Raw genomic sequence first — 20,098 nt, 5'->3', positions numbered from 1 at the left:
TGAAACATGCTCTATGTGGTAAAGCCGGCGTTCGAAAATTTCTTCGGACCCAAGCCCGTATGGAAGAGTAAAAGCTTTACCCCAACCACTGGCGTCCTACACGGTTGAGAGCTTTATCTAGGCATGATGAATTCCTGGCTGGAGGATTTGTGGGTATTTTCAACGTACCTCAGAATATTCTTGACGACCTATTTTACGAAGAAGACTAATAACAGTGTTAGGTGATACGACGCCCCTAACCCATTGAGAAGCGATGGCGTATTCCCTTTTGCAGCTAACCACATCGTTAAGCTCGGTTTACAGACGGAAAAACGGCAATGGATATCCAGATGGCTTCGGAAGCTGCTGTTCATCAGTTGGTCGCTCAGATCACAAGCATTACGATTGAGTGGGCTAAGCGCCATGATATTTGGTACGACGCCTGCCATACGGACCCTATAGTTCACTATGATGACGAACCTTGGCCTGGTGGGGCACTACTTCTTCTTTGTGCGGAGAGTCCGATAAATACTGTACTCGAGTGGGACCACAAGGAGGCACAGGAGCTAGGTCGTACACTTGAGTCAGCCGGCGTGTATTTGGAATGTCATGAGTCATGCACATGGGGATACTATTTAATCGATGACGATAGTGATCTTGCTCAAGCAGCCTATCGAGTGGCACGCTGGAAATGGATATGCCGTTTGGTTGAGGCAGACACGGCGGATGTCAGTGGTGACCTCTACGCTCATTTTGCGACGAACGCGCAAGACTTTCATCGGCTTACGCCTCGCGAGTTTGAAACGCTCATCAGCAGCATCTTCGCCGCTAGAGGCTGGAAAACAGAGCTCGGACCGGGTTCTGGGGATGAGGGTGTAGACCTACGTATTTGGCAACGAGATCCGATTGGAGACCTGCTCACACTGGTACAGGTGAAGCGTTACGCAGCCGGGAATCCGATCAAGCTTGATGCGGTTGCTGCCCTTTCAGCTCATGTAGACCGTCATAAGGCTAGTCGCGGCCTATTTATTACTTCATCGCGCTATCTACCTGGCGTGCGTCGTTTCGCCGAGCAGGCGGGCTCAAGGCTCATCTTGGCAGATGCCAGCAATCTGACACAGTGGTGCCATGAATCGGCGCAAGAAATGACTATGGCCCGTAATCGTGCTCTCGCCGCTCAAGAGCTTTTACCCCTGCTTCAAGGAATCCAAAGTCGAGGAGTAGATCCTCGTCTGGTTGTTGGCGATCGGCGTTATCCGAGCTTTTGCGTCGTATTGCGTGAGTCGCGAACGTCCGCTCTGCTAGCGCACATACCCAGTGTCCGGATATCCGGAGACATTCAAATGGGGCAGGTCATGCCAGTTTTGAATCAAGGAGCTGAAGTCTCTGAATACCGAGACACAGTGTTCCGTGCAACACGGACTGAAGAACGAGGGGAAGTAAGGTATTGGGGGCAGCGAACGCTATTTTCAGCTTGGAAAGGCAGGCCAGTTGGATTCGACCATTGGGATTAGGCAAGTGATTCAAGAAGCATAACAGACAGTTCGCCGATGCCGGCACACAGAAAAATTTGCGCTCACGCGGCTTGTGTCTTCAGCGGTTACCATAGAATTACGACTGTGCGGGATGGGCCGTTACTCAATCGTTCCGTGCATAAAAAATACGAAAAAAGTTAGATTAGGTAACCAATTGATTTATGGACGATAAAACATATGTAACAGTTAACAAGGCTCCGGAAGTTATGAGCGAAATTCCAAGCGCCACTGCCCTGACCAGCGAAACCTTGCAACGTGCCAGCGGGCAAGCCCAGGCTCTGCGCACTGAATTGCGCAAGGCGGTGATTGGCCAGGACCAGGTGATCGACGATGTCCTGACTGCACTGATCGCCGGTGGCCACGTGCTGCTCGAAGGGGTGCCTGGGCTGGGCAAAACCCTGCTGGTACGCGCCCTCGCACGTTGCTTTGATGGCGATTTCGCGCGTATCCAGTTCACCCCGGACCTGATGCCCAGCGATGTCACCGGCCACGCCGTATATGACCTGCACACCGAGCAATTCAAATTGCGCAAAGGCCCGGTGTTCACCCACTTGTTGCTGGCCGACGAAATCAACCGCGCCCCGGCCAAGACCCAGGCGGCCTTGCTTGAGGCCATGCAGGAACGGCAAGTCACCCTTGAAGGCGAGGCGCTGCCTATCGGCCAACCGTTCATGGTACTGGCGACCCAGAACCCCATCGAACAGGAAGGCACCTACCCCTTACCGGAAGCGGAACTGGATCGTTTTATGCTCAAGGTGCGCATGGATTATCCCGACGCGCAGCAGGAGCTGGATATGGTGCGCGAAGTAACGCGCTCGTCCCGGGCCGACATGCTGGATGTACACCCATTGCGCACCGTGTTGCAGGCCGAGGACGTGCTGCAACTGCAGCGGTTTGCCAGTGAATTGGCCCTGGATGAACAGGTGCTCGACTATGCCGTGCGCCTGGCGCGCACCACTCGTAGTTGGCCGGGGCTGACCATCGGCGCCGGGCCGCGGGCCTCCATCGCCCTGGTGCGTTGCGCGCGTGCTCGCGCCCTGTTGCGCGGTGGTGAATTCGTCACCCCGGACGACATCAAGGGATGCGCCTTGGCCGTACTGCGTCATCGGGTGCGTATAGCGCCAGAGTTGGACATCGACGGGCTGGAGGTCGACCAGGTGCTCAAGCAAATGCTCGATCAGATTCCGGCGCCTCGGCAATGACTCGCCCATGAAACCGACCCGTCTGCTGCTGAACTGGCTCGGCGTATTGCTGGCCTTGGGCATATTGCTAGGCACCGCAACAGCATTGCAGTTCAAGGTGCCCGACACCTTGCACTCAATCGCATGGGGGTTGCTCCTCGCACTGTTGCTGCTGGCTACGCTGGATGCGATACGCATGCGTCGGCGTCCATCCCCCCGTGTGCAACGACAGCTGCCCGGCAGCCTGGCGCTGGGACGGTGGGGCGAAGTACGGCTGGCTTTGGAGCATGACTTCCCACAGCCGCTGACGGTGCAGGTATTCGATCATGTCCCCGATGGATTGAGTGTCGAGAACCTGCCCCAGTCCATAGCGCTGCGCCCGGGTGAAAGCAGTGAGCTGGGTTACCGCCTTCGCCCTTTGCGGCGCGGGCATTTCAGTTTCAGTTGCTGTGAAATTCACCTGCCCAGCCCCATGGGCCTGTGGTCGGCGCGGCGACTTATCGATGTGAGCGATGCCACACGTGTCTACCCGGATTTCGCCCGACTGTACGGCGCGCAATTGCTGGGGGTGGACAACTGGCTGAGCCAACTGGGTGTGCGTCAACGTCAACGACGTGGATTGGGGCAGGCGTTTCATCAACTGCGCGAGTTTCGCGACGGTGACAGCCTAAGGCAGATCGATTGGAAGGCCACCGCCCGACAGCGCACGCCCATCGCCCGTGAATACCAGGATGAGCGCGACCAACAGATCGTGTTCATGCTTGATTGTGGACGACGCATGCGTAGCCAGGATGGCGAGCTGTCGCATTTTGACCACGCCCTCAATGCCTGTCTGTTGCTCAGCTACGTTGCCTTGCGCCAGGGTGATGCGGTGGGCCTGTGCACCTTTGCCGGTGACCCGCCACGCTACCTGGCACCGGTCAAGGGCAGCGGCCAGCTGAACCTGTTGCTCAACGCCGTGTACGACCTCGAGACCACCCGACGGACTGCCGATTACCAGACCGCGGCAAGTGATTTGCTGACTCGACAAAAGCGGCGCGCGTTGGTAATCGTGGTGACCAACCTGCGCGATGAGGACGATGAGGCACTGCTGACTGCAGTCAAGCGTATCAGCCGTCAGCACAGGGTGCTGGTCGCCAGTTTGCGCGAGGAAGTACTCGATCAAGTGCGCCAGGCGCCCGTGCAAACCTTGCCTGAAGCCTTGGCCTACAGCGGCACCATCGACTACCTGAATACCCGCGACGAATTGCATGACCGCCTCGCCGCCCAAGGCCTATCCGTATTGGACACCTTGCCGTGTGAACTGGGACCGGCCCTGGTGACACGTTACCTGGGCTGGAAGAAAGCGGGTGCGCTCTGAAAAGAGCACGCGCACACGGCAGGCCCCCCAAAAAACCGGATAGAAAATGCACTGTGTCTAGGCCGAAGCCTGCAAGGGATCAAAACTGAAGTAGTGCAGCAACACGTTGATCAGTTGCCCATATTCCTCAGGAGCGTGGAGCACGCTGAAACCTGAATCGTACTGCTGCGGGTTAATATCCTCGTGGCTCCACAGGCAGGTTGCCGTCAGATCGATTGGATGGAAGGTGCCGTCAGCACTGGGAATCTTCAACCGCAGCTCGAAGTCCACGTCGACCATCATGGGCAATTGGCTGATTAACATCAGCCCACCTTCCGAGACATTGCCCAAGAAGCCGATGGGCTTATCGGTGAGACGGTTAAACACTTGCAGAAAGTAAGGTAGCTGATGCCGCTCAATCCGTCGGTCGGTAAACATGGTGAGATCGCCATCCAATGGCCATGACTGCGGCCGTGCCAGTGATTCGGTGCGAGAAAAACCGCTCGCTCTCCCTGGATCTCGGTGCGACAACAGGCAATAGTTGCCGATGGACGGCCGCCGAGTCCGGACCCTTGATTCGTTCGAATGGAAACTTGTACAAACGAACATTCAAAGAATAGCTCAAGACTTGCAGCAGGCCAGTTATGAAATGACGAATATCATCAAAGGGAGGCTGGACGCGGCTGAGCGACGCGGGCTCCGGGGTAATGCCCAAGTTGTTGCAAGGTGTCGAGCCTCGCGCGAGCACGGTAGGCGTACTCACTCGACGGGTACTGATTAATGATGAATTGATAAGTCTGTACCGCGTCGACAAACAGCTTTTGCCGTTCCAGGCATTGGCCGCGCAACATCGAGACCTCCGGCTGTACATAACGCCGGGTACGACTTTCGCGGTCGACCTGGGACAATTCCAGGGTGACACGCTCACAATCACCGACCTTGTAGGCGCGGTAGGCATTGTTCAAATGGTGATCCATCGACCAACGGGTGCAGCCGACAACACTGACGGCCAGGGCAGCAATGAGCAAAATTCGCATGAGGGTTCTCCTGTCTTGTGCAGTGTATCGACCCATCGTCGAAAATCTTCAAGGATGTTCGTATTCAGCCGCAACGAAAACAAGTCAATCGTCGATAAGTAGTGCAAACGAACAATGACTACAACGAAAGAGCATAGTAGCCTTCCTCAGCGCTTGAACTCAGGAGTCTGTGCATGTCCGTCCGTCGCACCAAAATCGTCGCCACCCTTGGCCCGGCCAGCAACTCGCCGGAAGTCCTCGAACAGCTGATTCTGGCTGGCTTGGACGTCGCCCGTCTGAACTTTTCCCACGGCACCCCAGACGAGCACAAGGCTCGCGCCAAGCTGGTGCGTGACCTGGCCGCCAAGCACGGCCGCTTCGTGGCACTGCTGGGTGACCTGCAAGGCCCGAAAATCCGTATCGCCAAATTCGCCAACAAGCGGATCGAGCTGAAGATCGGTGACAACTTCACGTTCTCCACCAGCCATCCGCTGACCGAAGGCAACCAGCAAGTCGTGGGTATCGACTACCCGGACCTGGTCAAGGACTGCGGCGTCGGTGACGAACTGCTGCTGGACGACGGTCGTGTTGTGATGCGCGTCGAAACCGCGACCCCGACTGAGCTGCATTGCGTCGTGTTGATCGGTGGTCCGCTGTCTGACCACAAAGGCATCAACCGTCGCGGTGGTGGCCTGACGGCGCCGGCCCTGACGGAAAAAGACAAGGCCGACATCAAGCTCGCCGCCGAAATGGAAGTGGACTACCTCGCGGTGTCCTTCCCGCGCGACGCCGCCGACATGGAATACGCCCGTAAACTGCGCGACGAAGCCGGCGGTACTGCCTGGCTGGTGGCGAAGATCGAACGCGCCGAAGCTGTGGCCAACGACGAAACCCTCGACGGCCTGATCAAGGCTTCCGACGCGGTGATGGTTGCGCGTGGCGACCTGGGCGTGGAAATCGGTGACGCTGAGCTGATCGGTATCCAGAAGAAGATCATCCTGCACGCACGCCGCCACAACAAAGCGGTGATCGTAGCGACCCAGATGATGGAGTCGATGATCCAGAACCCGATGCCGACCCGCGCCGAAGTGTCCGACGTAGCCAACGCCGTGCTCGACTACACCGATGCGGTGATGCTCTCAGCTGAAAGTGCCGCTGGCCCGTATCCGCTGGAAGCGGTGCAAGCCATGGCGCGTATCTGCCTCGGCGCCGAAAAGCACCCGACCAGCAAGACCTCCAGCCACCGCATTGGCAAAGAGTTCGAAAGCTGCGACCAGAGTATCGCCCTGGCGGCCATGTACACCGCCAACCACTTCCCGGGTGTGAAGGCGATCATCGCCTTGACCGAAAGTGGCTATACGCCGCTGATCATGTCGCGCATCCGTTCCTCGGTACCGATCTATGCGTTCTCCCCGCACCGCGAAACCCAGGCCCGCGCGGCCATGTTCCGTGGCGTGTACACCGTCCCGTTCGACCCGGCTTCGTTGCCACCGCATGAAGTCAGCCAGGCGGCCATCGACGAGCTGATCAAGCGCGGCGTCGTGGAGAAAGGCGACTGGGTCATCCTGACCAAGGGCGACAGCTACCACACCATCGGTGGCACCAACGGCATGAAGATCCTGCACGTTGGCGACCCAATGGTCTGAGTGACGCGCTGAAAAACAAAAGCCCCGCCATGTGAATGGCGGGGCTTTTGTTTTTCAGATTGGTTTTTGTATTGGCTTCAATGGCCTAGCCATACATCATCAGCGCCGAGAAATGAAAGCCGACAACGCAGCAATCGCCTCCGGCGACCTCAACCGCTGGGTAAACAACGCGCCCTCCTCCTCAATCACCTGCCGCAATTGCTCGCGATCCACACTCTTCATGAGTTGCTTGGTCACCTGCACCGCTCCCGGCGCCAATGTCTCAAAGCGCTCGGCCATTTCCCGCGCCCTGGCCAACGCCGCCTCGCCGCTACCCAACGCCTCGGTGGCAATCCCCCACGCCGCCGCCTGCTCGCCGCTGAAGCCCTCGCCCAGCAGCAATAACTCAGCCGCCTTGGCGTGACCCAACAACCTCGGCAGGATCAGGCTCGAACCAAACTCCGGACACAGCCCCAGGTTGACGAACGGCATCCGCAATCGTGCATCACGGCTGACATACACAAGGTCGCAATGCAGCAGCAGGGTTGTACCGATACCCACCGCTGCACCTGCTACCGCGGCGATCACCGGCTTGCGGCAGTTGAGCAGGCTCTTCATGAAATGAAACGGTGGGCTGTCGAGGTCGCTGGGCGGCTGTTCGAGAAAGTCGCCGATGTCGTTGCCCGCAGTGAAACACTCACTGCTGCCCTGGATCAGCACGCAGCGGATATCCACATCCGCATCGGCCTGCTCGAGCGCCTCGGCCAATTGGGTATACATGGCCCGAGTCAGCGCATTTTTCTTCTCGGGACGATTGAGCTGCAGGATCAGCAGCCCGCGTTCGCGGTGCTGCAGGAGGGCGTCAGTCATGGCAGATCTCGCGGCTGTGGAGTTCAGCGCTCAACCACGGGGCAGGAACACATCGGCCAGCAGTTGATTACGCGGCAGTCCCGCCAGGAACAGGCGCTTGGAAAAGGCCTCGACGCTGACGGGGTGACCGCAGAGTAGAGCCAGCGTTTGCCGCGAAACAAGCCGCAGTTGCGCCAATGCCTGTGCCGACCCGGCCGCCGTCCACAGCTCCACCGTGAGGTTGGGATGCTGCGCAGCCAACGCCGCCAAGGGTTCGGCGAGATAATGGCCTTGAGCATCATGGGCCAGGTGAATCACGCGGATGGCGCCCTGGTGATCCTGGCGCAGCGCCTCGCGCAACACGCCCCACAACGGCCCTAACCCTGTGCCGGAGGCCAGCAGCCACAGCGGTCGGGATTGCCAGTCGGGGTCGTATTGCAGCGCACCGCCACGCAGTTCGCCCAGGCGCAGGTGATCGCCAATCTGCAACTGCCGGGCAAGATCGCTGAATTCGCCGGGGTGGCAGCAGTCAAGGTGAAACTCCAGAAAGGGATCTTCCTGTGGCAGGCTCGCCAGGGAATATGGACGTGCCACCTGCCCCGCCCACAACACCAGGTGCTGCCCGGCCCGGTAACGCAGGCCACGCTCCGACTGCAGGCGCAGGCGCAGCACGCTCGGATTCAGCCAATCAGCACCCACTACCTGCGCCGGCAAACCCTCACGCGTCGGGTCAAACGCCTCGACCCGCACATCCCCGCTGACCTGGCACTGACAGGCCAACCGCCAGCCATCCTGGCGTTGCGCCGGGCTCAAGGCCTCGGGTTGCTTGTCCTCGACATCACCTTGGCAACGCACCAGGCAGGCATGGCAACTCCCAGCGCGGCAACTGTAAGGCACAGCAACACCTGCCTGGTTCAGGGCATCCAGCAGGTTGCTGCCGGTGGATACCGACCAATGGCGTTCGCCGACGTACAGTTCAGGCATATAAGGACTCCATCATAAGAGGCGCGCACAGGGAATCATGCCTGCGACAGTTTGACCATAGTCGGGTGTATCGGCCACCGTGTCGGGTTATACTGCCGCGCCTTTTTAGCGTCGCGCCTGCACCAGTGGCGTGCCTTGGAAAGGTGGTTTCAGCCGACCGATGCACCCCACTGAAGCCACCTTATTGAATGTTCCCTTATAGAGGAGCGCGACTCATGACCGTGATCAAGCAAGACGACCTGATTCAGAGCGTTGCTGACGCCCTGCAATTCATTTCCTACTACCATCCGGTTGATTTCATCCAGGCCATGCACGAAGCCTACCTGCGCGAAGAATCGCCAGCGGCCCGTGACTCCATCGCCCAGATCCTGATCAACTCGCGCATGTGCGCCACCGGCCATCGCCCGATCTGCCAGGACACCGGTATCGTTACCGTGTTCGTGCGCGTGGGCATGGACGTACGTTGGGATGGCGCCACCATGGGCCTGGACGACATGATCAACGAGGGCGTGCGTCGCGCCTACAACCTGCCGGAAAACGTCCTGCGTGCATCCATCCTGGCCGACCCGGCAGGCGCGCGTAAGAACACCAAGGACAACACCCCGGCGGTCATCCACTACTCCATCGTCCCGGGTAACACCGTGGAAGTGGACGTAGCGGCCAAGGGTGGCGGTTCCGAGAATAAGTCGAAAATGGCCATGCTCAACCCGTCCGACTCGATCGTCGACTGGGTCTTGAAGACCGTTCCGACCATGGGTGCCGGCTGGTGCCCACCGGGCATGCTCGGCATTGGCATCGGCGGTACCGCCGAAAAAGCCGCCGTGATGGCCAAGGAAGTGTTGATGGAATCCATCGACATCCACGACCTGAAAAAGCGCGGCCCGCAGAACCGTATCGAAGAGATGCGCCTGGAGCTGTTCGAGAAGGTCAACCAACTGGGCATCGGCGCCCAGGGCCTGGGTGGCCTGACCACGGTGCTCGACGTCAAAATCATGGACTACCCGACCCACGCCGCCTCGCTGCCGGTGTGCATGATCCCCAACTGCGCCGCCACCCGTCACGCACACTTTGTGCTCGACGGTTCGGGCCCGGCGTCGCTGGAAGCGCCACCGCTGGACGCCTACCCGGAAATCGTCTGGGAAGCCGGCCCATCGGCCCGTCGCGTCAACCTCGACACCCTGACCCCAGAAGAAGTGCAGAGCTGGAAGCCGGGCGAGACCGTGTTGCTCAACGGTAAGATGCTCACCGGTCGCGATGCGGCGCACAAGCGCATGGTCGAGATGCTGAACAAGGGCGAAACCCTGCCAGTGGACCTCAAGGGTCGCTTCATCTACTACGTTGGCCCGGTTGATCCGGTGCGCGAAGAAGTGGTTGGCCCGGCTGGCCCGACCACCGCGACGCGGATGGACAAGTTCACGCGTCAGATCCTCGAGCAAACCGGCCTGCTGGGCATGATCGGCAAATCCGAGCGCGGCCCGACCGCCATCGAAGCGATCAAGGACCACAAAGCCGTGTACCTGATGGCCGTTGGCGGTGCTGCTTACCTGGTGGCGCAAGCCATCAAGAAGTCGCGCGTTGTCGCCTTCGCCGAACTGGGCATGGAAGCGATCTACGAGTTCGACGTGAAAGACATGCCGGTCACCGTTGCGGTGGACAGCAAGGGCGAATCCGTGCACATCACCGGTCCTGCCATCTGGCAGAAAAAGATCAGTGAAAGCCTGGCGGTAGAAGTGCAGTAAGCGCTTCTTTCGCGGGGACAAAGGCGACTGCGGCTCATGGCCCAGTCGCCTTTTTATTGCCTGCTGATTTCTCTGCCGTGAGCCGGCCCCGCTCGCCACAACATTAACGTCGCGCATGCTATGGTGCACTCCCCTTTCTGCGCCTGCTCATCACCGTATGATCGTGATCCCTCGCCCCCTGCGCCTGACCTTCTATTCCTTGCTGATCATCGCCGGTGCGGTGCTGGCCGCGGCCTTGGCCACGCGCCATGCCGAACGCCAGGCTCTGGGGGAGGATGCGGCCCGTGCCAACCAGCAACTCGCGCTGTATGCCAACTCACTGCATACCCTGATCGAACGCTACCGAGCGCTCCCGGCTGTGCTGGCGCTGGACTCGGAGATGATCAATGCCTTGAAAAGGCCGGTGGATGCTCAAACTCAGGACGTACTGAACCGCAAGCTCGAACGCATAAACGGTGCCGCGCAATCGTCCACCCTGGAATTGATGGACCGCACCGGCCTCGCCGTTGCCGCCAGCAACTGGAGCCTGCCGAGCAGCTATGTCGGCCATAACTACGCCTTCCGGCCGTATTTCAGCCAGACCCTGAGCCAGGGCACCGGGCGTTTTTACGCGGTCGGCGTGACCACTGGCATACCGGGTTACTTTCTCTCCAGCGCCGTGGTGGACGAGCACGAACAGTTTCTCGGCGCCATGGTGGTCAAGCTGGAGTTCCCCGAACTTGAGCGCGAGTGGGCCCAGGGCAATGACCTGCTGCTGGTCAGCGACGCGCGTGGCATCGTGTTTATCGCCAATCAACCGGGCTGGCGTTATCGCAACCTGCGGCCGCTGTCGGCCAGCGATCTCGCCGAACTCAAGGCCACCCGCCAATACGACAAAAAACACCTGCAGCCGTTGGACACCCAGACGCTGCAACGCTTTGACGAAAACAGCCATTTGATGCGCGTCAATGGTCCGGACGGTAACGCCAATTACATCTGGGAATCCCTGCCGCTGAAGGCCGAAGGCTGGACCCTGCACCTGCTGCGTAAACCGCAGTTCGCTTTTGAGGACCAGCGCAACGCTGGCCTCGCCGCCGCCGGTTCCTGGCTGGCGCTGGTGTTCCTGGTGCTGTTCCTGACCCAGCGCTGGCGCCTGGCCCGCCTGCGCCAGCGCAGCCGCGAAGAGCTTGAGCAACTGGTGGAAGAACGCACCCAGGCGCTACGCACTGCCCAGGATGGCCTGGTGCAGTCGGCCAAATTGGCGGCACTGGGGCAAATGTCCGCCGCCCTCGCCCATGAAATCAATCAGCCGCTGACCGCCCAGCGCATGCAGTTGGCCACCTTGCGCCTGCTGCTGGATCACGGCCGCGTCGACGACGCCTACAAGGCGCTCACGCCGCTGGACGACATGCTCACGCGCATGGCCGCGCTCACCGGCCACCTCAAGACCTTCGCGCGCAAAAGCCCGAGCGGCCTGCGTGAACGACTGGACTTGGCCAGCGTGGTCGATCAGTCCTTGCACCTGCTCGACGCACGCTTGCGCGATGAAGCCATCGGCGTCGTGCTGGACCTGACACGCCCCGCCTGGGTCCGTGGCGATGCAATCCGCCTGGAACAGGTACTGATCAACCTGCTGCGCAACGCGCTCGACGCCATGGCCGACAAGCCACGTAAACGCCTGGAAATCCGCCTGCACGCCGATGAACAACTGTGGCAACTCACCGTCAGCGACAGCGGCGGCGGGATTGCCGAAGAACACCTGAACAACGTGTTCGACCCGTTCTTCACCACCAAGCCAGTGGGTGACGGGCTCGGCCTGGGGCTGGCAGTGTCCTACGCTATCGTGCACGAACTGGGCGGCCGCCTGATCGCCGCCAACCGTGGCGACGGCGCGGCTTTCACCCTGACCCTGCCTATCGCGCTGGAGACGCCCGACCTATGTTGAACGCGGTGATTGTGGTCGACGACGAAGCCAGTATCCGTAAGGCGGTCGAGCAGTGGTTGAGCCTGTCTGGGTTTGAGGTGCAGTTGTTCAGCCGCGCCGAGGAATGCCTGGCGAAACTGCCCAAGGACTTTCCCGGGGTGATCCTGAGCGACGTACGTATGCCGGGGCTCAGCGGCCTGGAACTGTTGGCCGAAGTGCAGCGCCGTGATGCGGATTTGCCGGTGATATTGCTGACCGGCCACGGCGATGTGCCGATGGCCGTCGACGCCATGCGCGACGGTGCCTACGACTTCCTGGAAAAACCCTTCAGCCCCGACGCCCTGCTCAACAGCCTGCGCCGCGCCTTGGACAAGCGTGGATTGATCCTGGAAAACCGTCGCCTGCATCAACAGGCCGATCATCGCGCACAGTTGGAGTCGACCCTTTTAGGCGTGTCTAGAGGTTTGCAAACCCTACGCCGCCAGGTGCTGGATTTGGCGAGCCTGCCGGTCAATGTGCTGATCCGTGGCGAGACCGGCAGTGGCAAGGAGCGGGTTGCCCGTTGCCTGCATGACTTCGGCCCCCGGGCGAAAAAACCCTTTGTGGCACTCAACTGCGCGGCGATCCCCGAGCAGTTGTTCGAGGCCGAGTTGTTCGGCCACGAAAGCGGCGCATTCACCGGCGCCCAGGGCAAGCGCATCGGCAAACTGGAATACGCCCACGGCGGCACGCTGTTCCTCGATGAAATCGAAAGCATGCCGCTGGCCCAGCAGGTGAAACTGCTGCGCGTATTGCAGGAACAGAAGCTCGAGCGACTGGGCTCCAACCAAAGTATCCACGTGGATCTGCGCATCATCGCCGCCACCAAGCCGGACCTGCTGGAAGAGGCCCGCGCCGGGCGCTTTCGCGAAGACTTGGCCTACCGATTGAACGTCGCGCAATTGCGCCTACCGCCCTTGCGTGAGCGCCGTGAAGATATCCCGTTGCTGTTCGACCACTTTGCACAGAGTGCCGCCGAACGCCTGGGCCGCCGCGTTGAACCGCTGAGCGGTGCGCAACTGGGGCGCCTGCTCAGCCATGACTGGCCGGGCAATGTGCGTGAATTGGCCAACGTTGCCGAGCGCCAGGTACTGGGCCTTGGCGAGCCGGAACCGGAAGGCGTCGAGGCCGGACAATCGTTGGCGGCGCAGCAGGAGGCGTTTGAAGCACATTGCCTGAAGGCTGCGCTGACGCGGCACAAGGGCGATATCAAGGCCGTGCTGGCCGAGCTGCAACTGCCCCGGCGAACCTTGAATGAGAAGATGCAGCGGCATGGGTTGGTGCGAGAGATGTTTCTCTAGCGACCTTCTGATCGCCATCGCTGGCAGGCCAGCGCCCACAGTTGACGGTGTTCACCATTCAAAATATGGGAGCTGGCCTGCGATGACGCCGGTGTCCATAAGCGGATTTCCGCTCATCACCTGCAAATTATCAGCGACTTTCCGCTCAAAAAAACCCTGTAACCCTTCTATTCCGGGCCTTCATCTACCTGGCACAGCTCGTGCTATAGCCCAAGCCAGGCAGTGCTCAAGCACGCTCCACAAAAACAATTAGATGAAGGATCCTTCAATGGATAACTCCAACTCCCTGCCTCTGGGGTCGGCGGCTGCGCCGGCAAAAGCACGCACCACTTCCAGCCGGATCAAATCGATTTTCAGCGGATCGGTCGGCAACATGGTCGAGTGGTACGACTGGTACGTCTACGCCGCTTTCTCGCTGTACTTCGCCAAAGCCTTCTTCCCGAAAGGCGACACCACCGCCCAACTGCTCAACACCGCCGCGATCTTCGCCGTCGGCTTCCTGATGCGCCCGATCGGTGGCTGGCTGATGGGCCTGTACGCCGACAAAGTCGGGCGTAAAAAGGCCCTGATGGCCTCGGTCTACTTGATGTGCTTCGGCTCGCTGCTGATTGCCCTGAGCCCGGGTTATGAAATGATTGGTATCGGTGCGCCGATCCTGCTGGTGTTTGCCCGCTTGCTGCAGGGGCTGTCGGTCGGGGGCGAATACGGTACCTCCGCCACTTACCTCAGCGAGATGGCGACCAAGGAACGTCGTGGTTTCTACTCCAGCTTCCAGTACGTAACCCTGATCTCGGGCCAGCTCATCGCCCTGGCGGTACTGATCGTGCTGCAGCAAGTGCTGACCACCGAGCAGTTGTACGCGTGGGGCTGGCGTATCCCGTTCGCCATCGGCGCCCTGTGTGCAGTCGTCGCGCTGTACCTGCGTCGCGGCATGGAAGAAACCGAGTCGTTCACCAAGAAGGAAAAAGCCAAGGAAAGCGCGATGCGCACCTTGATGCGACACCCCAAGGAACTGATGACCGTGGTCGGCCTGACCATGGGCGGCACCCTGGCCTTCTACACCTACACCACCTACATGCAGAAATACCTGGTGAACACCGTCGGCATGAGCATTTCCGACTCCACCACCATCTCGGCGGCGACGCTGTTTCTGTTCATGTGCCTGCAACCGATCGTCGGCGGGCTGTCGGATAAAGTCGGCCGTCGGCCAATCCTGATCGCCTTCGGTATCCTCGGCACCCTGTTCACCGTGCCGATCCTCACCACCCTGCACACCATCCAGAGCTGGTGGGGCGCGTTCTTCCTGATCATGGCAGCACTGATCATCGTCAGCGGTTACACCTCGATCAACGCCGTGGTGAAGGCCGAGCTGTTCCCGACTGAAATCCGCGCACTGGGTGTGGGCCTGCCCTATGCACTGACCGTGTCGATCTTCGGCGGTACCGCTGAATACATTGCACTGTGGTTCAAGAGCATCGGCATGGAAACCGGTTACTACTGGTATGTGACGGCGTGTATTGCAGTGTCGCTGGTGGTCTACTTGACCATGAGAGACACGCGCAAGCATTCGCGGATTACCACCGACTAAACATGTGGGAGGGGGGCAAGCCCCCTCCCACATTGGTTTTATATCGCTGAGTTAATCAGGACAGTTCCGCCACCTCGTTGCGCCCATACCGCCGCTGCGCATACGACGCCCCGGCAATCATCACCACCAACACCGCCGCCAATACCGCCGATGATCCAATGGTGCCGAAATCCAGCCCGCCCTTTTCATGGGGCTTGGTCAGGAAGTCGCCCAGGGTTGCACCAAACGGCCGGGTCAAGACGAACGCCACCCAGAACAACAACACCGACGAGATTTGGGTGAAGTACTTGAGCGCCACCACCGCAGCGATGGTCGAGCCAATCAACAAGGCACCACCGGCGAAGCCGAGACCCGAATCATCCGCCAGGAAGTCGCCCAATGCGGTGCCCAGGGTGTTGGAGAACAGGATCGCCATCCAATAGAACAACTCACCCCGGAAGGTCTGCACCTTGTTCACGTTCAGCGAGTCACCGCTGAGGTGCCACAACGCAAAGATGATCATCAGGATCACGATCAGGATCATCGACCCCGTGGCGTAACCCAGCCCCAGGGTACGGTCCATGAAGTCGGACATCGTGGTACCCGCAGTACTGGTGGACAAAATCACGATCCAATACAGCACCGGGTTGTAGGTTTTGGACCAGAGTTGCGTCACCAGGGTGACCAGGAACACGCTGATCAAAATCATCGAACTGATCGCGTAACCGACATTTAGGGTCATCGACAACAAGTCCCCGGCGGTTTCGCCCAAGGTGGTTGCGCAGATTTTCATGACCCAGAACGCCAGGGTGATCTGAGGAAGTTTATTCATAAGTAGAAGGCTCCGAAGCTCAGTCTTTCGATGGCCGACTTATAGGGATGTCGACCTTGAGCGCAGACTGAACGGGCCGCTGTGAAAAATAGGTGGGCGATGAATGAAAATTCCATGGCTTGATGGAAATTCGCTGCCACGGGCTGCACTATGACTGCCTCCCAGAATTGCGTAGCAGGAACCCCGGCTCATGTCTGACGATATCCATTTCTACGAACCCGCCATCGGCCACGGCCTGCCCCATGACCCATTCAATGCCATCGTTGGTCCACGGCCAATCGGCTGGATCTCGTCGCACGACAGCGCAGGCCGCCTGAACCTGGCGCCCTACAGCTTCTTCAATGCGTTCAACTACATTCCGCCGATCATTGGGTTTTCCAGCGTCGGACGCAAAGACAGCCTGAACAACATCGAGCAGACCGGCGAGTTTGTGTGGAACCTGGCGACCCGCCCGTTGGCCGAGCAGATGAACCAGAGCTGCGCCGCCGTATCGCCAGAGGTAAACGAATTCGAGTTGTCCGGATTGACGCCGGTAGCTTCGAAGATCGTTGGCGTACCACGGGTGGGCGAGAGCCCGGTGTCGTTCGAGTGCAAGGTGACGCAAATCATCCAACTGCAACGTGCCGACAAGGCGCTGGTGCCGAGCTGGCTGGTGCTGGGCGAGGTGGTCGCGGTGCATATCGCCAAGTGGCTGCTCAAGGATGGCATCTATGACACCGCCGCCGCCGAGCCGATTTTGCGTGGCGGCGGGCCGGCAGATTACTTCCAGCTAGGGCCGGAGGCGCTGTTCAAGATGTATCGCCCTGGTGCCACAAAACCCTGATTGGCCTGCGGTCTAAATGTGGGAGCGGCAGCGCGCTCTAGTTTTCGGCAGTTGCCCAACTCAGCTGACCGTCTTCATCGACATCGACCAATCGCTCCAATTGCACAGTGGCCGCATCATCAGCATCGGAAGCCGTCTTGAACGTCTGTCCATCAAGGATCTTGTGAAACCGAGGTGCGCCCATGCCATCGAGTGCCTTGACGGCAACGGCGGCGCTGTAGCCACCTTCTCCGGGTACGACGGCGGAAACGGCTTCGTGGTGAGCAAATTGTTTACGTGCCATGTTGCAGGTCCTGGCCAATGGAAAGTCGGCCATTCTAAACCCTAACCGGCGAGTTGCAGGTACTCGCCATAGGCATTGGCGGCTGAGGCATCGGTAAAGGTCTGGAAGTCCATGCTGCGAACCACCCTGTCGTTCAACAGCTCGGTAAAAATCATCAGGGCCGGAGAATTGAAGTAGGCGCTCATCGCCTGCTCGCTGCTCCAAAAGCCCGAGACCAGCCAGACATCGGGGTCGACCTGGGAACGCTGCAACGAGAATTGCAGGCAACCCTGAGCCTGGCGGCCCGGTTCGATCAAACTGCTCAAGCGTGCACCGAGTTCGGTGCTGCACCCGGTGCGGGCGCGGATAAAGGCCATATGGCTCGCGGGAATGGGGGTGGACATGTTCGACTCTCCCGTTGAGAAGTGATGCTCGGCAAGCACTGTGGGGGCGTGTTGCCACAGGATCAACGATAACGGCGCAGGTGCGGGCGCGGTTAGTCGATTCCTGCTGGCTTATTGCACAATCCTGCGAGAAGCGCAGATAGGACGTTTGGCCCCGGCATTTATTCCAAGGGCAACCGCCTTGTTTCAGGGAGATGACAGTCCCCACGATTGCCTGATTCACGGTGTGTCGCAGGATCAGGCAAGGATTGTGCAGAATCGACGTAACACTGTTTGCACAGCCGCCGCTAAGCTGATCCCATTGAAGTAGCCTGTAGAGGATGCCCCATGCCGTCGCCCGAACCCCGATCCCTCCCCCTCGATGCCGAGATGGAAAAGCAGCGCGCCGAACTGGCGAGCATTGTGCAGCGGCATACCTGGGAAGACGGCTCATACGGTACGGCAATCACCTCGCTGTACCTGAACCGCCACAATGCACCGCGCGACTTCATGCCGGTACTGGTGGAGCCGGCCCTGTGCATTCTGGCCAGCGGCAGCAAGGAAGTACGCCTCGCGGATGAAGTGTTCGCCTACGACCCGCTCAATTACCTGGTGTTCTCGGTAGCGATGCCGGTGGCTGGCCGGATCATGGAGGCCACGCCGCAAGACCCCAACCTGTCGATCAGGATCAACATCGACCCGGCCCAACTCACTGCGCTGATCGCGGAAGCCGGCCCGATGGGTGTGCCGTCGCGCCCGACCTCCCGCGGCATGTACGTCGACCGCATCGACAACCAGTTACTCGACGCGGTGCTGCGCCTGGCGCGGTTGCTGGATACGCCCAAAGACATCGCCATGCTTGCGCCGCTGATCAATCGGGAAATTCTTTATCGCCTGTTACGGGGTCCGCAGGGCTATCGGCTGTATGAAATTGCCGTGGCCAACAGCCAGAGCCACCGAGTGAGCCAGGCGATCAAGTGGTTGAACAGCAACTACGAGCAACCGCTGCGCATCGACGACTTGGCCAGGGAAGTGAACCTGAGCGTCTCGACCCTGCACCACCGCTTCAAGGCAATTACAGCCATGAGCCCGTTGCAATACCAGAAACAGTTGCGCTTGCAGGAAGCGCGGCGGTTGATGATTGCCGAGGGGCTCGAGGCGTCGGCGGCGGGATATCGCGTGGGGTATGAGAGCGCGTCACAGTTCAGCCGCGAATACAGCCGGTTGTTTGGGGCGCCGCCATTGAGGGATTTGGCTAGATTGCGCCAAAGCATCTGACCGGATGGAGATCAACGTGTGGGATCCGCGTTTATTCAGTCGAGGCCGCGAGGCAGTTGAAGAGTCACGCGCAACCCGCCCTCACGCAGGTTCTGCAAACTGACTTCACCGCCATGGCTGTGGGCAATATTGCGCGCAATCCCTAATCCCAAGCCGTAACCCTGCTGGTGCCCGGCCAGACGAAAGTGCGGTTCAAACACTTGCTCCAGCCGCTGCTCCGGAACCCCAGGCCCCTCGTCATCCACGTGCAGAACGAACTCCGAGCCATCATCCTCGATGTGCAAATGCGCGTTCTGCCCGTATTTCAACGCGTTGTCGATCAGGTTGCCGATGCAACGTTTGAGCGCCAGCGGCTTGCCGGGATAAGGGGTCAGTGCACGGCCATGCTGGGTGACGCGCCCATTGCCGTTCGGCGCCAGGTACGGTTCCACCAGGCAGTCGAGCACGTGGTTCAGGTCCACCGGCTCGATATTTTCATGAATATCGGTGTCTTTCACGCATTGCAGCGCGCCTTTCACCAGCAACTCTAATTCATCAAGATCTCGGCCGAATTTGGTTTGCAGGTTTTCGTCCTCAAGCAGTTCCACGCGCAGGCGCAGACGGGTAATCGGTGTGCGCAAATCATGGGAAATGGCGCTGAACAACTGGCTGCGCTCGGTCAGGTAGCGGCTGATACGTTCGCGCATCGCGTTGAACGCACGGCCCACTTCCACCACTTCGCTGCCGCCGCCTTCGGCTACCGGCTCTACGTCAGCCCCCAAGGACATATCCCGCGCCGCCCTCGCCAGGCGTTTGAGGGGCCGACTCTGCCAGTGCACCAACAAGCCGATAAACAGCAGCAGGAAACCGCTGGTCAGCACGATAAACCACACTTGCTGGGACGGCAGGCCTTGTTCTTCAAGACTGGTGTAGGGCTCGGGCAGCAGCGAAGCGATGTACAGCCATTCGCCCGGGGCGAGTTGGATCTGGGTCACCAACACGGGCGGATTCACCGGTTCCAGGGTCAACGCGTAATGCGCCCAGGAGCGCGGCAATTCGTCGAGTTTCAGGCCGGCGTTGAAGATGCGCAGGTCTTCGGTGCTGACGAACTCCACCGAGATGTGCACGTCGGCACCGAGGGTCTGGCGCAGCACTTCATCCACGGCCACCAGCACGGCCTGCTTGCGCGGGGTCTGCGGCAAGACCTCCATGTCCAGCGGTCGGTCGTTGAGGGTGACCACGAAACGGGTGCCGCCCATGCTGCGCAATTGATCCAGGACCAACGGGCGGTACGCCACCGGCAACGAACGGAAGTAGCTCACGCTGGCGGTCATCGAATGCGCCAGGCTGCGGGCACTGGTGACCAGGCCCTCGAGCTGGGTGGCGCGCAACTGCGACACCCAGATCACGCTGGACAGCGCCTGGGCAAACAACACTGCCAGCAGCGTCAGTAGCAGCATGCGCCCCAGCAGCGAGCGTGGCAC

General features: G+C 59.9%; 18 protein-coding genes. 10 read left to right on the top strand and 8 right to left on the bottom strand.

Annotated elements, in window-relative coordinates; all coding sequences use genetic code 11:
- The first annotated feature begins 317 nt into the window (after window positions 1–317).
- The 3 genes from AACY30_RS08170 (at window position 318) to AACY30_RS08160 (ending at window position 4,055) form a co-directional block, all read left to right on the top strand.
- A complete protein-coding gene (locus tag AACY30_RS08170; protein ID WP_339540125.1) occupies window positions 318–1,493 on the top strand; it encodes a restriction endonuclease in 1,176 nt (391 codons plus the stop codon).
- 227 nt (window positions 1,494–1,720) lie between these two features.
- The gene (locus tag AACY30_RS08165; protein WP_339436024.1) at window positions 1,721–2,716 is read left to right on the top strand and encodes an AAA family ATPase; all 996 of its coding nucleotides are present in this window, start codon (window positions 1,721–1,723) and stop codon (window positions 2,714–2,716) included.
- A 7-nt stretch (window positions 2,717–2,723) separates the two neighbouring features.
- Window positions 2,724–4,055 carry a DUF58 domain-containing protein gene (locus AACY30_RS08160; RefSeq protein WP_339540124.1) on the top strand — a complete coding sequence of 444 codons (1,332 nt, stop codon included), beginning with the start codon at window positions 2,724–2,726 and terminating at the stop codon, window positions 4,053–4,055.
- A gap of 57 nt (window positions 4,056–4,112) precedes the next feature.
- Here the strand turns inward: AACY30_RS08160 and AACY30_RS08155 are convergent, their stop codons facing one another.
- A complete protein-coding gene (locus AACY30_RS08155; protein WP_339470102.1) occupies window positions 4,113–4,472 on the bottom strand; it encodes a PilZ domain-containing protein in 360 nt (119 codons plus the stop codon).
- A 224-nt stretch (window positions 4,473–4,696) separates the two neighbouring features.
- Window positions 4,697–5,071 carry a hypothetical protein gene (locus tag AACY30_RS08150; RefSeq protein ID WP_049711727.1) on the bottom strand — a complete coding sequence of 125 codons (375 nt, stop codon included), beginning with the start codon at window positions 5,069–5,071 and terminating at the stop codon, window positions 4,697–4,699.
- 173 nt (window positions 5,072–5,244) lie between these two features.
- On the opposite strand from AACY30_RS08150, the gene pyk reads away from it, so the two are divergent.
- A complete protein-coding gene (pyk, locus tag AACY30_RS08145; protein ID WP_339417239.1) occupies window positions 5,245–6,696 on the top strand; it encodes a pyruvate kinase in 1,452 nt (483 codons plus the stop codon).
- 99 nt (window positions 6,697–6,795) lie between these two features.
- Here the strand turns inward: pyk and AACY30_RS08140 are convergent, their stop codons facing one another.
- A complete protein-coding gene (locus tag AACY30_RS08140) occupies window positions 6,796–7,545 on the bottom strand; it encodes an enoyl-CoA hydratase-related protein (RefSeq protein WP_339540123.1) in 750 nt (249 codons plus the stop codon).
- 30 nt (window positions 7,546–7,575) lie between these two features.
- A complete protein-coding gene (locus AACY30_RS08135; RefSeq protein WP_339470100.1) occupies window positions 7,576–8,508 on the bottom strand; it encodes an iron-sulfur-binding ferredoxin reductase in 933 nt (310 codons plus the stop codon).
- Between the two features lie 215 nt (window positions 8,509–8,723).
- On the opposite strand from AACY30_RS08135, the gene AACY30_RS08130 reads away from it, so the two are divergent.
- From AACY30_RS08130 to AACY30_RS08115, 4 genes are all read left to right on the top strand, one after another.
- Window positions 8,724–10,247, top strand: a complete 1,524-nt coding sequence (locus AACY30_RS08130) for a fumarate hydratase (protein ID WP_339540122.1) — start codon at window positions 8,724–8,726, stop codon at window positions 10,245–10,247.
- Between the two features lie 157 nt (window positions 10,248–10,404).
- On the top strand, window positions 10,405–12,171 hold the full coding sequence (locus tag AACY30_RS08125; protein ID WP_339540121.1) for an ATP-binding protein: 1,767 nt from the start codon (window positions 10,405–10,407) through the stop codon (window positions 12,169–12,171).
- Complete coding sequence (locus tag AACY30_RS08120; protein ID WP_339436020.1) at window positions 12,165–13,490, top strand: sigma-54-dependent transcriptional regulator; 1,326 nt, start codon at window positions 12,165–12,167, stop codon at window positions 13,488–13,490. Before AACY30_RS08125 ends, AACY30_RS08120 begins: the two co-directional genes overlap by 7 nt.
- 268 nt (window positions 13,491–13,758) lie before the next feature.
- Window positions 13,759–15,078: an MFS transporter gene (locus AACY30_RS08115; protein WP_339427478.1), complete on the top strand. Its 1,320-nt coding sequence runs from the start codon at window positions 13,759–13,761 to the stop codon at window positions 15,076–15,078.
- Between the two features lie 55 nt (window positions 15,079–15,133).
- Here the strand turns inward: AACY30_RS08115 and AACY30_RS08110 are convergent, their stop codons facing one another.
- Window positions 15,134–15,889: a COG4705 family protein gene (locus AACY30_RS08110; RefSeq protein WP_032890866.1), complete on the bottom strand. Its 756-nt coding sequence runs from the start codon at window positions 15,887–15,889 to the stop codon at window positions 15,134–15,136.
- A gap of 190 nt (window positions 15,890–16,079) precedes the next feature.
- On the opposite strand from AACY30_RS08110, the gene AACY30_RS08105 reads away from it, so the two are divergent.
- A complete protein-coding gene (locus AACY30_RS08105; protein ID WP_339470098.1) occupies window positions 16,080–16,712 on the top strand; it encodes a flavin reductase family protein in 633 nt (210 codons plus the stop codon).
- Window positions 16,713–16,749: 37 nt separating this feature from the next.
- Here the strand turns inward: AACY30_RS08105 and AACY30_RS08100 are convergent, their stop codons facing one another.
- Together AACY30_RS08100 and AACY30_RS08095 are read right to left on the bottom strand one after the other, a co-directional pair.
- Window positions 16,750–16,995, bottom strand: coding sequence for a hypothetical protein (locus AACY30_RS08100; RefSeq protein ID WP_339417249.1), 246 nt, complete (start codon window positions 16,993–16,995; stop codon window positions 16,750–16,752).
- A 41-nt stretch (window positions 16,996–17,036) separates the two neighbouring features.
- Window positions 17,037–17,378 (bottom strand): antibiotic biosynthesis monooxygenase family protein, encoded by a 342-nt coding sequence (locus AACY30_RS08095; RefSeq protein WP_339417250.1) that lies wholly within the window; start codon window positions 17,376–17,378, stop codon window positions 17,037–17,039.
- Between the two features lie 327 nt (window positions 17,379–17,705).
- Between AACY30_RS08095 and AACY30_RS08090 the strand changes: the two genes are divergently transcribed.
- A complete protein-coding gene (locus AACY30_RS08090; RefSeq protein ID WP_339470095.1) occupies window positions 17,706–18,635 on the top strand; it encodes an AraC family transcriptional regulator in 930 nt (309 codons plus the stop codon).
- A gap of 35 nt (window positions 18,636–18,670) precedes the next feature.
- Here the strand turns inward: AACY30_RS08090 and AACY30_RS08085 are convergent, their stop codons facing one another.
- Window positions 18,671–20,098: an ATP-binding protein gene (locus AACY30_RS08085; protein WP_339470241.1), complete on the bottom strand. Its 1,428-nt coding sequence runs from the start codon at window positions 20,096–20,098 to the stop codon at window positions 18,671–18,673.

It is taken from the genome of Pseudomonas sp. RA_5y_Pfl1_P24, from assembly GCF_963970945.1.
GTDB classification, from domain to species: domain Bacteria; phylum Pseudomonadota; class Gammaproteobacteria; order Pseudomonadales; family Pseudomonadaceae; genus Aquipseudomonas; species Aquipseudomonas tritici.
The sequence above is the reverse complement of the archived record's forward strand: the minus strand, read 5'-3'. Positions and strand labels throughout refer to the sequence as shown.